Source organism: Streptomyces regalis, assembly GCF_001509475.1.
Taxonomy (GTDB): Bacteria; Actinomycetota; Actinomycetes; order Streptomycetales; family Streptomycetaceae; genus Streptomyces; species Streptomyces regalis.
On record NZ_LLZG01000418.1, the window covers coordinates 26335 to 40793 of the forward strand.

At 72.2% G+C, this 14459-nt stretch carries 10 protein-coding genes; 3 read left to right on the forward strand and 7 right to left on the reverse strand.

What is annotated here, in order from left to right:
• Window positions 1–71: 71 nt before the first annotated feature.
• The gene (gene argC / locus ADL12_RS47925; RefSeq protein WP_062715477.1) at window positions 72–1100 is read right to left on the reverse strand and encodes an N-acetyl-gamma-glutamyl-phosphate reductase; all 1029 of its coding nucleotides are present in this window, start codon (window positions 1098–1100) and stop codon (window positions 72–74) included.
• A gap of 85 nt (window positions 1101–1185) precedes the next feature.
• Here argC and ADL12_RS47930 point away from each other — a divergent pair, with 85 nt between their 5' ends.
• The gene (locus ADL12_RS47930) at window positions 1186–1926 is read left to right on the forward strand and encodes a VOC family protein (RefSeq protein ID WP_062715479.1); all 741 of its coding nucleotides are present in this window, start codon (window positions 1186–1188) and stop codon (window positions 1924–1926) included.
• A gap of 79 nt (window positions 1927–2005) precedes the next feature.
• Here ADL12_RS47930 and ADL12_RS47935 read toward each other — a convergent pair whose 3' ends face one another.
• Window positions 2006–3745 carry a sensor histidine kinase gene (locus tag ADL12_RS47935; protein ID WP_062715480.1) on the reverse strand — a complete coding sequence of 580 codons (1740 nt, stop codon included), beginning with the start codon at window positions 3743–3745 and terminating at the stop codon, window positions 2006–2008.
• 264 nt (window positions 3746–4009) lie between these two features.
• On the opposite strand from ADL12_RS47935, the gene ppdK reads away from it, so the two are divergent.
• Complete coding sequence (gene ppdK / locus ADL12_RS47940) at window positions 4010–6697, forward strand: pyruvate, phosphate dikinase (protein WP_062715483.1); 2688 nt, start codon at window positions 4010–4012, stop codon at window positions 6695–6697.
• 220 nt (window positions 6698–6917) lie between these two features.
• Entirely contained in the window at window positions 6918–7286 is a 369-nt protein-coding gene (locus ADL12_RS47945) for an STAS domain-containing protein (RefSeq protein ID WP_063806829.1), read from the forward strand.
• 234 nt (window positions 7287–7520) lie between these two features.
• Here the strand turns inward: ADL12_RS47945 and ADL12_RS47950 are convergent, their stop codons facing one another.
• From ADL12_RS47950 to ADL12_RS47970, 5 genes are all read right to left on the reverse strand, one after another.
• Window positions 7521–8558: a DUF2332 domain-containing protein gene (locus ADL12_RS47950; protein WP_208614776.1), complete on the reverse strand. Its 1038-nt coding sequence runs from the start codon at window positions 8556–8558 to the stop codon at window positions 7521–7523.
• 169 nt (window positions 8559–8727) lie between these two features.
• Window positions 8728–11109 (reverse strand): phosphoketolase family protein, encoded by a 2382-nt coding sequence (locus tag ADL12_RS47955; protein ID WP_062715487.1) that lies wholly within the window; start codon window positions 11107–11109, stop codon window positions 8728–8730.
• A 104-nt stretch (window positions 11110–11213) separates the two neighbouring features.
• Window positions 11214–12086 (reverse strand): universal stress protein, encoded by an 873-nt coding sequence (locus ADL12_RS47960; RefSeq protein WP_062715489.1) that lies wholly within the window; start codon window positions 12084–12086, stop codon window positions 11214–11216.
• A 5-nt stretch (window positions 12087–12091) separates the two neighbouring features.
• Complete coding sequence (locus ADL12_RS47965) at window positions 12092–13132, reverse strand: zinc-dependent alcohol dehydrogenase (RefSeq protein WP_062715491.1); 1041 nt, start codon at window positions 13130–13132, stop codon at window positions 12092–12094.
• Between the two features lie 23 nt (window positions 13133–13155).
• Window positions 13156–14112: a universal stress protein gene (locus ADL12_RS47970; RefSeq protein WP_062715493.1), complete on the reverse strand. Its 957-nt coding sequence runs from the start codon at window positions 14110–14112 to the stop codon at window positions 13156–13158.
• Between the last annotated feature and the right edge of the window lie 347 nt (window positions 14113–14459).

The following is a 14459-nucleotide window of genomic DNA, read 5'->3' on the forward strand; positions in this document are numbered from 1 at the left end:
TTCTCCGCCCGTGCAGCGCAGAGGTGCGGCTTTCGTCATTGTCTGCGGCCCGGTGGCTGCACGTGCGTCGCTCACGGTGCGACTCCGATCGTGGAAAGCCCAATGTTCTCGTGAAACCCGAGGGCGATGTTCATGCTCTGGACGGCACCACCGGCCGTGCCCTTGGTCAGGTTGTCGATGGCGCTGATCGCGATGATGCGGTTCGCGGCGGCGTCGTAAGCGACCTGCACCTGAACGGCGTTCGAACCGTAGACGGACGCCGTGGCGGGCCACTGCCCCTCCGGGAGGAGGTGGACGAAGGGCTCGTCGGCGAAGGCCTTCTCGTAGGCGGCGCGCACGGAGTCCGCCGTGACGCCGGGGCGCGCGCTCGCGGTGCACGTGGCGAGGATGCCGCGGGGCATGGGCGCGAGGGTCGGCGTGAAGGAGACGGAGACCCGCTCGCCCGCCGCCGCGCTGAGGTTCTGGATCATCTCGGGCGTGTGCCGGTGGCCGCCGCCGACGCCGTACGGCGACATGGAGCCCATGACCTCGCTGCCCAGCAGATTCGGCTTGGGCGCCTTGCCCGCGCCGGACGTGCCGGAGGCGGCGACGATCACGGCCTCGGGCTCGGCGAGAGAGGCGGCGTAGGCCGGGAACAGGGCGAGCGAGACGGCGGTCGGGTAGCAACCGGGTACCGCGATGCGCTTGGACCCCTCCAGCGCGGCGCGGCGACCCGGCAGTTCGGGAAGGCCGTAAGGCCAGGTGCCGGCGTGTGCGGAGCCGTAGAAACGCTCCCAGTCGGCCGGGTTCTCGAGGCGGAAGTCGGCACCCATGTCGACGACCAGGACGTCCGGGCCGAGCTGCTCGGCGACGGCGGCGGACTGGCCGTGGGGCAGGGCGAGGAAGACGACGTCGTGTCCGGCGAGGACCTCGGGCGTGGTCTCCTCAAGGACGCGGTCGGCCAGCGGCAGCAGGTGCGGCTGGAGCGCGCCGAGCTTCTGTCCCGCGTTGGAGTTGCCGGTCAGGGCGCCGATCTCGACCTCGGGGTGCGCCAGGAGCAGCCGCAGGACCTCGCCGCCCGCATATCCACTCGCTCCGGCCACTGCCGCACGTACCGCCATGGAATCCTCCTCTTGGATGGCATGACTATACGTATCCATGCACGTTTATGCAACCGATCCCGGGCGGGCGCATAGGCTCACCGGCGTGGCACTGCGACCTGTGATGGTGAACATAAAGGCCCTTGATCACTCGGCGGTCGGCCGGTTCTGGGCGGAGGCGCTCGGCTGGGGTGCTTACAGCCCCGGCGTGACCACCTACGTCGGACCCCCCGGCGGCCTCGTCTGGCCGGACCCGATCGCCGTCGGCATCGACGTCGTTCCCGTCCCGGAGCCCAAGACGACAGCGAAGAACCGTGTGCACCTCGATCTCGCCACCACCTCTGCGGCCCATCAGGCGGAGTTGGTCGCGCGCCTGAAGGCGCTCGGTGCGACGCCCGCCGACGTAGGCCAGGGCGACGTGCCGTGGACGGTCCTCGCCGACCCGGAGGGCAACGAGTTCTGCGTGCTGGAGCCTCGGGAGAGCTACCGGGACACCGGGCCGATCGCCGCGGTGGTGGTCGACTGTGCGGATCCGCGGGCCATGGCCCGGTTCTGGGGTGAGGCGATGGACTGGACCCTGCACGAGGTGACCGACGATCAGGCGGTGTTGCGCTCCGGCAAGGCTGTCGGCCCGTATCTCGAGTTCCTGCGCACGCCCGATGTGAAGACCGTGCCGGACCGCGTCCATCTCGACCTGCTGCCGTACCCCGGTGACGACAAGGCAGCGGAGGTGGCCCGGCTGCGGGCCCTCGGCGCCACCGACCTCGACGTCGGCCAGGGCGATGTCCCGTGGTCGTGCCTGGCCGATCCGGAGGGCCACGAGTTCTGCGTCCTCGCCCTGTCCTGACGGACCCCGGGTGGGTGATCTCAGCGAGCGGCAGGGCAGGTGCGCGCCGCTTGGCGAGTGATGCCGGCCGAGGTGCTCGTCACACCGGTTCCTGCTCGGCCGGCACCGGGACGCACCACACCAACGTGGTGCCACCGTCGGCCGGAGTGGTCAACTCCAGCTCCCCGCCCCATTGCCTCGCCCGCTCCGCCATGTTGCGCAGCCCGCTGCGGCGACCGTCGGCCGGGATGCCGACGCCGTTGTCGGTGACCGTGAGGCGGACCTGGTGGGAGTCGGTCGTCAGGGCGACGGCGGCACGGTCGGCGCGGGCGTGCCGGGCGATGTTGGTGAGGGCTTCGGAGAGCACGGCCACGACGTGGTCGGCGATCTCGCGCGGCACGTCTGTGTCCACGAGCCCTTCGATCCGTACGCTGGGCGCGAAGCCCAGCACCGACGCCGCCTCGCCCGCGATGCGCACCACCCGCGCCCGCAGGCCGGCCCCGCGGGTGCCCTCACGCGAGCGCAGGCCGAAGATCGTGGACCTGATGATCTTGATGGTCTCGTCCAGGTCGTCCACCGCGCGCACGACGCGCTCGGAGGCCTCGGGGTGTTCGATGAAACGGCCCGCGCTCTGCAGGGTCATGCCGGTGGCGAAGAGCCGCTGGATCGCCAGGTCGTGCAGGTCGCGGGCGATGCGGTCGCGGTCCTTGAGCACGGCCACCTCCTCGGCGTCCTGCCGGCGCTCCGCGAGCTCCATGGCGACGGCGGCCTGGGCCGAGAAGCCCTGCAGCGGTTCGATCTCCTTCCCGGTGAACACCGTCTGCCCCGCCTCACGGATCAGCAGGACGACGCCGCGGACGCCGCCCTCGCCCGTCCCGACCGGTACGGCGACCGCCGGGCCGAGGCCGGTGAAGCGCGGGGGGCCGGCCGAGACACGCTCGTCCTGGGAGACGTCCGGGGTGGTGACGGGGGCGATGGTCGAGAAGGCCTCGCCGATCAGGCTTCCGTCGACGGGCAGCACCAGTCCGCGCAGCGTCTGCGCCTCCGGCCCGATGGCGAGCTCCACACTGAGCGAGTCGGTGTCCTCCATCGGCATCGCGACCACGGCCAGTGCCGCTCCCGTGATCTCCCGGGCACGCTCGGCGATCAGTCCGAGAACCTCGCCGCGCTCGCTGCCGGACATCAGGCTGTGGGTGATCTCCGCGTTCGCCTGCAGCCACCGCTCCCGCAGCCGGGACTCCTCGTAGAGGCGGGCGTTGTCGATGGCGACCCCCGCCGCCACGGCCAGGGTCGACAGGACGGATTCGTCCTCCCCGTCGAACTGTGCCCCGCCGCGCTTCTCCGTCAGATACAGGTTGCCGAAGACCTGGTCACGCACCCGGATGGGGACGCCGAGGAAGGTGTTCATCGGCGGGTGGTTCGGCGGGAAACCGTACGACGCCGGGTGCTCGGAGATCTTCGCCAGACGCAGCGGCTCGGGATGGTGGATCAGCTCGCCGAGGATGCCGTGGCCCTCCGGGAAATGACCGATCCTGGCGATCTGGCTCTCGGTGACCCCGACCGTGTGGAAGGCGGACAGCCGCTTGCCGTCCGGACCGATCACGCCCAGGGCCGCGTACTCGGCGTCGACCAGCACCGCGGCGGCCTCGACGATGCTGTGCAGCGCCTGCTCCAGGTCCAGCTCCCGGCCGACGGAGAGCACCGCCTCCAGCAGGCTGTGCACCCGGTCGCGCGTGCCACGGGCCGCGTCCAGACGGGCCTGGAGCTCCTCCAGCAGCTCGTCCAGCCTCAGCTGCGGCAGCCGTACGCGGGCTTCCCGAGGTTCCTCGGTGCTTGCCACCTGCGTCTCCTCCGGTCCCGTGGGCGGTCTGACACCGGCCGCTGCGGTCATGGGTCACGTTACCGGCCGGTTGCGCGTGGCGGTACGGGATCGGAGCCAGCCGCGGCCACACACCCGCAAGCGCACAGGTCGGACGCCTGGGCCGTTCGGCCCTGCCATGGGGACGGCCCGGAACATGGCGACCCGGCCGCTGTCGTCCGACGCTGGAGATGAGTCACGGCCCGACAGCCGGACCGTATCCGCCGAGCCGAGGAGCACAGCGTCATGGTCCGTTACGTCTACGACTTCCCCGAGGGCCGCCGTGACATGGCGGACCTGCTGGGCGGCAAGGGCGCGAACCTGGCCGAGATGACCCGGCTGGGCCTGCCCGTCCCACCGGGTTTCACCGTCACCACCGACGCGTGCCGGGCCTTCCTCACCACCGGTGCGGAACCGGACGGCATGCTCGCCGAGGTCTCCCGGCATCTCTCGGCCGTCGAGGACGCCGCCGGCCGGCGGCTGGGGCAGCGGGACGACCCGCTGCTGCTGTCCGTCCGGTCCGGGGCACGGTTCTCGATGCCCGGAATGATGGAGACGGTGCTGGACATCGGCCTCAACGACGACTCCGTCCTCGGGCTGGCCAAGGCCTCGGGCAGCGAGCGGTTCGCCTGGGACTCGTACCGCAGGCTCCTGCAGATGTTCGGCAGCACGGTCATGGGAGTCGACGCCGCGCTGTTCGAGCGCGCCATGACGACGCTCAAGGGCATGCGCCACGCCCCCGACGACCTGCACCTCGACGCACGCGACCTCGCCGAGCTGGTGGAGGCGTACAAGGAGCTGATCCGCGACGAGAGCGGGGAGTACTTCCCGCAGTCACCCGCCGAGCAGCTGCGCCTGGCGATCCTGGCGGTCTTCCGCTCCTGGAACGGCGACCGTGCCCGGATCTACCGGCGGCGCGAACACATCCCCGACGATCTGGGCACCGCAGTGACCGTGCAGCGCATGGTCTTCGGCAACCTCGGCCCCGACTCCGGCAGCGGCGTCGCCTTCACCCGTGACCCGGCCACCGGCCGCAGCGGTCTCTACGGCGACTACCTGCCCAACGCGCAGGGCGAGGACGTGGTCGCCGGCATCCGCAACACCGTGCCGCTGGCCGAGCTGGAGCGACTCGATCCCCGGTCCTACGAGCAACTGCTCGCCCACATGGGGACCTTGGAGCGGCACTACCGGGACCTGTGCGACATCGAGTTCACCATCGAACGCGGCACGCTGTGGATGCTGCAGACCCGGGTCGGCAAGCGCACCGCCGAGGCCGCGTTCGCCATCGCCGCCGAGCTGGCCGACGAAGGGCTCGTCTCCGCGGACGAGGCCCTGGCGCGGGTCGACGGCGACGGGCTGGCCCGGCTGATGTTCCCGCGCTTCGACGCCTCCGCGGCCGGCGAGCCGCTCGCCCACGGGATCCCCGCCTCACCGGGTGCCGCGGTCGGTGCGGCTGTCTTCGACTCCGCCGAGGCGGTGCGGCGTGCCGCGGCCGGCGAGAAGGTGGTCCTGGTGCGCCAGGAGACCACCCCCGACGATCTGCCGGGCATGATCGCCGCTCAGGCGGTGCTGACCAGCCGTGGCGGCAAGACGAGTCACGCGGCCGTGGTGGCGCGGGGTATGGGCAAGGTCTGCGTGTGCGGCGCCGAGGAGCTGGCGGTGGACACCGGGGCCCGGCGTTTCACCACCCGTGGCGGCACCGTGGTCGCCGAGGGCACGGTCGTCTCCGTGGACGGCTCCGACGGTGCCGTCCACCTGGGTGCGGTCCCCCTGGCCGACTCCGCGGTCATGCGGTTCCTGGAGACCGGTGAACGGTCGACGGGCGTGGTTCCCGCCGTCGTCCGCGCTCTGGAACACGCCGACGCCGTGCGCCGGTTGGAGGTGCGGGCGAACGCCGACACCCCCGAGGACGCGCGGCGCGCCCGCAGGTTCGGCGCGCAGGGCATCGGACTGTGCCGCACCGAGCACATGTTCCTCGGAGAGCGGCGCAAGCTGGTGGAGGAGATGATCCTGGCTCGCGACGGCGTCGAGCGCGAACGGGCACTCGCGGCCCTCCTGCCGCTCCAGCGCGAGGACTTCACCGACATCCTGGAGGCGATGGACGGCCTGCCGGTCACCATCCGCCTGCTGGATCCGCCGCTGCACGAGTTCCTGCCCGACCGCACCGAACTCGCCGTACGAGTCGCCGCCGCCGAGGCCCGCGGTGAGCGACCCGACCCGCACGAGCAGGCGTTGCTCGAAGCAGTGGGACGGATGCATGAGGAGAACCCGATGCTCGGGCTGCGGGGCGTGCGCCTCGGTCTGGTGATTCCGGGCCTGGTGGCCATGCAGGTACGGGCCGTCGCCGAGGCCGTCGTGGCCCGTACGCGCGCCGGGGGCTCACCGCACGCCGAGATCATGGTGCCGCTGGTCGGCGCGGTGGAGGAGCTGCGGATCGAGCGCGCGGAAGTGGAGCGGGTGCTCGCCGAGGTGTCCGAGGAGTCCGGCATCGCCGTGCGCTGCCCGATCGGCACGATGATCGAGCTGCCCCGCGCCGCACTCACCGCCGGCCGTATCGCCGAGGAGGCCGAGTTCTTCTCCTTCGGCACGAACGACCTCACCCAGACCACCTGGGGCTTCTCCCGCGACGACGTCGAGGCCGAGTTCTTCGCCGCCTACCTCGACAAGGGCGTCTTCCTCGCCTCACCGTTCGAGACTCTCGACCGTGACGGCGTGGGCCGGCTGGTGCGGATCGCGGTGGACGAGGGCCGCGCCGCGCGCCCGGGCCTGACGATCGGGGTCTGCGGCGAGCACGGCGGTGATCCCGACTCCGTTCACTTCTTCCACGCGGCAGGGCTCGACTACGTCTCCTGCTCGCCGTTCCGCGTGCCGGTGGCCCGTCTGGAGGCGGGCAGGGCGGCGCTGCGCGGGGCGGAGGGCAGCGACAGCCGATGAGGGCCGTGCGGACCTTCACCGAGGCCCATCGACCCTTGGCGCCGGCCCGGGCGCGAGGGACAGTGGAGGCAGGAGCGGCACCGATCCCCCGCGGTGTCGCTCCGTTCCTACGCAGAGGGCATGCAACGGCAGGCAGACCGTATCTCGTGCCCGCCTGACCCACGCGGCAGGGGCCGGTCGGCCCTTCCCCACGCTCCCCCGGCGGAGCTTTGATCCTGTCATGTCCGAAAACCACCCGAGGCCCGCCACTTCACCGGCGGAACGCACCGTCGATGGGACGACCATCATGGCGCTGCACGGCGAGATCGACCTCGTGACGGCGATCCCGCTGGCAGCGCGCCTCGACACCCTGACCTCGGCCCCGAGCCCCGATCTGGTGCTCGACCTGCGTGCCGTGTCCTTCATCGACTGCGCCGGTCTGGGTGTGCTGTGCCGGACGCGGAACCGGGTCCGGGCGCGCCACGGCCGGCTCCGGCTGATCAGCGGCAGCAGCCGTTTCCTGCGGCTGCTGCGCACCGTGAGTCTGGGCGGGGTGTTCGACGTACACCCGCAGTTGTCCACAGAGCTGGTCGATACGCCGACCGCCTGATGACCGCCTGACCCCGCACGGGGTGCCAGGGCCTGTCTGACAATTCCCGTCGTCCGCCCGGAGGGCGGGCCCTGCGGCGTCATGGGGGTCCCCCCGCGCGAGGTTGTTCGAGCGTGGGGGAGCGTGNGGGGGAGGAGCCACGTGGGCGGTTCGGCAACGCGGCTGGGGGTCCCCCCTCTGGGGGAGTGCGTGCCAGGCGTCGCGGGGCAGGCGGGAATTGTCAGACCGGCCCTACTAGGAGTCCGCCAGCCACGCCAGCAAGCGGCCCCGCGACCAGCAGCGGCCCACGGCCTCGGCGCGCAGAGCCGACCGGTCGAACACCGCCACGCCGATGATGCTGTGGCCGGAGGCGCGGCGATCGCCGAGTGTCGGTATCGTCGGCGCGACTCCGACCCCCTCCGCCGACACCCACGCCACCGCCCGGCCGGCCGCCGCTTCGTCGAGGCGGTGCAGGAAGCGCAGGCGGCTCTCGAGCGGGACGCGCGACAGCGCCCACGTCGTGGTGACGACAGGCAGGGCGTCCGCGGGCACCCGGGCGAAGGCGTCGGGCAGCGTCTCGACCGCGTCACCCTGCAGCAGGAGCGGAGGGGCCGTCGCCGCCAGCGCCAGCTCCGCTTCGAGCCTCGCGGCCTGCTCCGGCTGATCCGGCGACAGGCAGGCGCGCAACCATCGGACGTCATCCGCGTCGGTCACGTCGACCGGGTCGACGTCGATGCCCACCCGGGCGACGACCTCGGGCATCGCCCGCGTCGGGAGGGGCCGGTCTCCCACGACCGAGGACGACAGCTGCACGGGAGAGGACGGGTCGCCCAGCGATTGTCCGTTGCTGTACGTGATGCCCACGCGCTCGACATGGAGATTGAGCCCGGCCGAAGAGCCCACGTCGATCAGCCCGACCGCAGGCGCGCCCACCCTGCGCGCCGCCTCGGCAATGGCCGGGTACAGCACGGCGCAGCGTCCGGTCTCGTTGGTCCGCGGCTGTCGGCGCGCGGCGATGGCCACGACCGAGTCGGTCGTGCGCAGCAGCGTGTCGATCGCCGCGCCGGCGGCGGCATCGGCATCCGCGGCGGCATAGGCAGCGGCAAGCTCCGGGGCGCGTCCGGCGAGGGCGAGATCGTGCAGCGCGGCGAGTATCACCTTCGGGTGCCGCTTGCGCGCCGGCGCCGTCCCGATGGCGCGCAGCGCCTCGTCGGACTCGCTCAGGGCGACGGCGACGCGCTCGTACAGCGGCGATGTCCCGGCGGCGTCGACCTCACCGAAGTGTCGGTACACCTGGGCGAGTGTGCGGGCCCTGCCCCCGGATAGGGCGCTTCCTGCGGTCGGTCCTGGCATCCCGCCGAGTCTAGCCACCGGGGTTCCGGGCGCCAGAGGCGTCCCCTGCGTCCGCACCTGGGCAGGCGGAGGGGGCCGGTGATCGGCGGCACCGGCCCCCTCCAGCGGTTCACGCGTTCCAGGTCCAGTCGGCGACCTCGGGGAGGTCGGTGCCGTGTTCGCGGATCCAGGCGTGGTGGCGGGTGCGCGCGTCGGCCATCTGCTGCCGTACGGCCGCGGCACGCACCCCGAGGCCCGGGACGCGGTCGATGACGTCCATGACCAGGCGGTAGCGGTCCAGGTCGTTGCGGACGACCATGTCGAACGGCGTGGTCGTGGTGCCGGACTCCTTGTAGCCACGCACGTGCAGGTTCTTGTGGCCGGTGCGGCGGTAGGCGAGACGGTGGATCAGCCACGGGTAGCCGTGGTAGGCGAAGATCACGGGTTTGTCGGTCGTGAACAGGCCGTCGTACTCGAACTCGCTCATGCCGTGCGGGTGTTCCTCGCGCGGCAGCAGCCGGGTCATGTCGACAACGTTGACCACGCGGACGGCGAGGTGCGGCAGGTGGTGGCGGAGCAGCTGGGCGGCGGCCAGCACCTCCTGGGTGGGCACGTCGCCGGCGCAGGCGAGGACGACGTCCGGTTCGTCGCCGTTCTCCGTTCCCGCCCAGTCCCAGATGCCGGCACCGCGCGCGCAGTGGGCGCGGGCGGCGTCCATGGACAGCCAGTCGAAGCAGGGCTGCTTTCCGGCGACGATCACATTGACGTAGTCGCGGCTGCGCAGGGCGTGGTCGGCGACGGAGAGGAGCGTGTTGGCGTCCGGCGGCAGATACACCCGCACCACGTCCGGGCTCTTGTTGAGGACGTGGTCGACGAAGCCGGGATCCTGGTGGGAGAAGCCATTGTGGTCCTGCCGCCACACATGCGAGGTCAGCAGGTAGTTGAGGGAGGCGAGGGGAGCGCGCCACGGCAGCTCCCTGGACGTCTTCAGCCACTTGATGTGCTGGTTGACCATCGAGTCGACGATGTGGACGAAGGCCTCGTAGCAGGAGAAGAGTCCGTGCCGGCCGGTGAGGAGGTAGCCCTCCAGCCAGCCCTGGCAGAGGTGCTCGGAGAGGATCTCCATCACGCGGCCGTGCCGGTCCAGGTGCTCGTCGACCGGCAGCGTCCCGGCCTGCCAGGCCTTTCCGCTGGCGTCGAAGACGGCCTGGAGCCGGTTGGAGGCGGTCTCGTCCGGGCCGACGACCCTGAAGTCCCGGCGGGCGCGGGTGTCCTTCATGACCTGTTCCAGCAGGCCGCCGAGGACCCGGGTCGGCTCGTGCAGGGTGGTGCCCGGCTTCTCGACGGGTACGGCGAAGGAGTCCAGGGACCTGATCGGCAGGTCGCGCACGAGGAGACCGCCATTGGCGTGCGGGGTGCTGCCCAGACGCCGGGCGCCCGCGGGAACGCAGGCGAGGACGTCGGCGACGGGGCGGCCGTCCGGGTGGAAGAGCTCTTCGGGCCGGTACGAGCGCAGCCATGCCTCCAACTGCCGTAGGTGCTCCGGGTTTTCCCGTACGCCGGCGAGCGGCACCTGATGGGAGCGCCAGGTGCCCTCCACCGGCAGTCCGTCGACCTCGGCGGGGCCGGTCCAGCCCTTCGGCGTGCGCAGCACGATCACCGGCCAGTGGACGCGCTCGGCGACGCCGCCCTCGCGGGCCGACCGCTGCATCAGGGCGATACGGTCCAGCGCCTCGTCGAAGGCGCGCGCCATCGCGCGGTGGACGGCGGCGGGGTCGTCTCCGGTGACGTGGAGCGGCTCGTGGCCGTATCCCCGCAGCAGTTGGTCGAGTTCGGCCTCGGGCAGGCGGGACAGCACGGTCGGGTTGGCGATCTTGTAGCCGTTGAGGTGCAGGATCGGCAGGACGGCGCCGTCGTGGACCGGGTCGAGGAACTTGTCGGAGTGCCAGGAGGCGGCCAGCGGACCGGTCTCCGCCTCGCCGTCGCCGATGACGCAGGCGACGAGCAGGTTCGGGTTGTCGAAGGCGGCGCCGTAGGCGTGGGCGAGCGAGTAGCCGAGCTCGCCGCCTTCATGGATGGAACCGGGAACCTCCGGCGCCACGTGGCTGGGCACGCCGCCCGGGAACGAGAACTGCCGGAACAGCCGCTCCATCCCCTGCACGTCGCGCGACACGTCCGGGTAGGTCTCGCTGTAGCTGCCGTCCAGCCAGGAGCCGGCCAGCACGGACGGCCCACCGTGGCCCGGACCCCACACGCACAGGGCGTCGAGCCCGCGCGCGCTGATGACGCGGTTGAGGTGGGTGTACACGAGGTTCAGCCCCGGTGAGGTGCCCCAGTGGCCGAGGAGCCGCGGTTTGATGTGCTCGGGCTTCAGGGGCTCGGTCAGCAGCGGGTTCGACATCAGGTAGATCTGTCCCGCGGCGAGGTAGTTGGCGGCCCGCCAGTGGGCGTCGAGCGTGCGCAGTTCGTCGTCGGAGAGTGCGGTGGCGTTCTGGTGTTCCACCTCGGGCATGGGAAGACTCCGGAAGTCGTCGATTCAGGTCGCGGGGCGGTGAAGCCGGCGGGGTCGGCCGCAGGCCGGTGACCCTGCCGGGCAGGGCCTCTGTGCTCGCATGCTCACTCCCGCTCGGGCACGAGGGCGACCGGGCAGGCCGAATGGTGCAGCACCCCGTGGGCCACCCGGCCCAGCTGCAGCCCGAAGTGCCGGTGGTGGCGCTCGGCGCCGACGACCAGGAGGTCGGCACCGCGCGAGGCGTCCGCGAGGACGGTGCGGGTGTTGCCCTCGACCGCACGGCGGTGGCCTTCGACATCGGCGGGGATGTCGTGCAGCGCCTTTTCCAGTACCTCCGCCGCCTGCTGCTCATGCATCCGGGCGGGTTCCCCGACGAGCAGAGGGTGGTCGGTGGTCTCGTATGCGGGGCACCGCCAGGCGCGCACCGCGTCCAGGACCGCGCCCCGCCGCCGTGCCTCGTCGGCGGCGAAGCGCACCGCTGCCGGGGTCGTCGGCCGCTCGCCGACGCCGACGACGATGCGGCCGTGCGTCCCCGACCGGGCCTGGTTGTCGTGGCTGCCGCGTACGACGACCATCGGGCAGTGCGCGTGCCCGGCGACGGCCAGGCTCACCGACCCCAGCAGCGCCTCGGTGATACCGCCGCGGCCGCGGATGCCCGTCACCAGGAGGGTCGCGCGGCGGCTCTCCCGCACGAGCGCGTACTCGGGCTCCTCGGGCAACGTGTGCGTGGAGACCGTCACCTCGGGCTGCCGGCGATGAACGCGCTGGGCGGCGGTCTCCACGATGTCCTGGGCCCGTACCCGCTCGGGCGGCCTGCCCAGGTCGGCGGCGAGGGCGGCGCCCTCGTACCGCTCCCACAGGGAGGCGTACACCAGTCGCAGCGGCACCCCGCGCAGCGCGGCCTCGTCGGCCGCCCAGTCCGTCGCGCGCAGGCTGGGCTCGGATCCGTCGACGCCGACGACGATCGGCAGGTCCATCGCCCTCACCGTCCCGCGCCGAGGCCGAAGACGATCCGGGCCTTGACCTGGCCGCGCAGCACATCGTCGATCGACTCGTTGACGGAGCTCAGCGGACGGGTCTCGCAGATGACCTCGGTACGGCCGGCCGCGTGCAGCTGGAAGACCTCGGCGAGGTCCTGCCGGGTGCCGACGATCGAACCGATCACGCTCGTGCCGTTCAGGACGGTGTCGAAGATCGGGACCTGGATGGTGCCGTGCGCGGGCAGGGCGACCATGACGAGTTTGCCGCCGCGCCGCAGCCCGGAGTTGACGGCCGCGAACGCGGCCTCGTTCACCGCGAGGGCGATGGCCGCGTGGGCGCCGCCGTGCCGCTTGAGGACCTCGCCGACGTCGTGCTTGCGGGCGTCGATGGTGATGTCGGCGCCGAGCTCGACGGCGAGTTCGAGCTTGTCGTCGGTGACATCGATGGCTGCGACGGTGGCTCCGGCGATCTTCGCGTACTGCACCGCCAGGTGACCGAGCCCGCCGACGCCGGAGATCGCGACGAGCTGCGCGGGCCGCACGTCGGCGACCTTGAGTGCCTTGTACGTGGTCACGCCCGCGCAGGTCAGCGGGGCGGCGTCGACGGCGGTGACGCCCTGCGGCACCGGCTGCGCGTAGTCGGCCCAGGCCAGCATCTTCTCCGCGTAGCCGCCGTCGCAGCCGTACCCGGTGTTGATCTGCTGCTCGCACAGCGTCTCCCAGCCGGACAGGCAGTGCTCGCACCGCCCGCAGGCCCTGCCGAGCCAGGGCACGGCGACGCTCCCCCAGAGGGGGGACCCCCAGCCGACGCTCAGGTGGGTGACGCCGTCGCCGAGCTTCTCGACGAGGCCGACGCCCTCGTGGCCGGGCACGAACGGCGGGCTGGGCCTGACCGGCCAGTCGCCGTGGGCGGCGTGGATGTCGGTGTGGCACAGGCCGGAGGCCTCGACGCGGATGCGGACCTGGCCGGGGCCGGGCTCGGGGTCGGGGCGGTCCTCGATGACGAGGGGCTCGCCAAAGGCTCGTACGACCGCTGCCTTCATGGTTGCTGCTCCTTGAGGGTCGGTCAGCCGTGCGGGACGACGGCGACGGGGGCAGTGGCGTGGTGCAGGACGGTGTGCGTGACGGGCCCGATGTGGGCGCCGAACGGGCTGCGCCGGATGCGACGGCCCACGACGACCAGGGAGGCCTCGCGGGAAGCGTCGACGAGGTGGCTGCCGGGAGTGCCGTAGAGAGACTCCTCGGTGACCTCGACGTCCGGGAACTTCTTGCGCCACGGACGCATGACCTCGGTCAGGGCGGTGGTCTCCCGCCGTGCCAGTTCTCCGCGGAGTTCCAGATCCGCGGACAGGCCGTAGGCGTAGTACGGGGGCGGGTTCCAGCCGTGGACGACCCGCAGGGAGGTGCCGCGGCGGGAGGCGGCGGCGAACGCGAACCCGATCAGCTCCTCGTCGGGGCTCTCGATGTCGAGGCCGAGGACGACGGGCCGGAACGGCGTTGCGGCGGACGGGATGCCGGCGGGGTCGCTCTCGTGCTCGTCGGCGGCCTGCTGGTCGGCGCGGACCAGGACGACCGGCCGCTCGGCGTGTGCCACGACCGCGAGTCCGACCGAGCCCACCATGAAGCCGCCGATGCCGCTCAGTCCCCGGGAGCCGAGGACGAGCAGCTCGGCTTCCTGTGCCACGTCGGCCAGCGCTTCGGCGGGCCGGCCGGACAGCTGCTCCGTCATCACGTCGAGGCCGGGGTGGCGCAGCCGGATGCCCTCGGCGGCGTCGCGAGGTATCCTCCCCCAGCCTTCGGCCGGGGGTACCCCCATCTCGCTCCGCTCGCTCCAGTGCTGCTGGGTCTCGGCGCCGAGAAGCGGGGCCTGCGCCATGGGCTCCGGAACGGGCTCCCAGACGTGGACCAGCTTCAGCGGCAGGCCGAACAGTTGTGCTTCACGGGCCGCCCATTCAGCTGCCGCGCGGCTCTCACGCGAGCCGTCGAGGCCGACCGTGACCGTGAGAGTGAGAGTGCGGGTCATGCATTCCACCTCCTGAATCGGGGGCCCGATTCGAGCTTCGTCTTCGCTGACAGGGACGATCGGTGTCCGCCCCGGCTCACTCTGGTCGCTCCGGGCGGTGGCCGCCGGATGCCGAAGGTCCGTGGCCGTAGGGCTGAACGGCCCTGTCGGCAGGGCCGGTCGGGGCGCATGCTCGGGCGGGGGGCCTCTCACACCTTCATGGCGGCGCCGGGCCGGGATCGGGACAGGGTGCCGGAGGTCTTCCGGACGGAGCCGGGTGGCCCGCCTCGATGGGCCGGGTGGCCCATGGGCTGCCGCCGTCGGCGGCCACACGCTGGCCCTGGAAGTTTCTGCACCCCGTCGGGAGG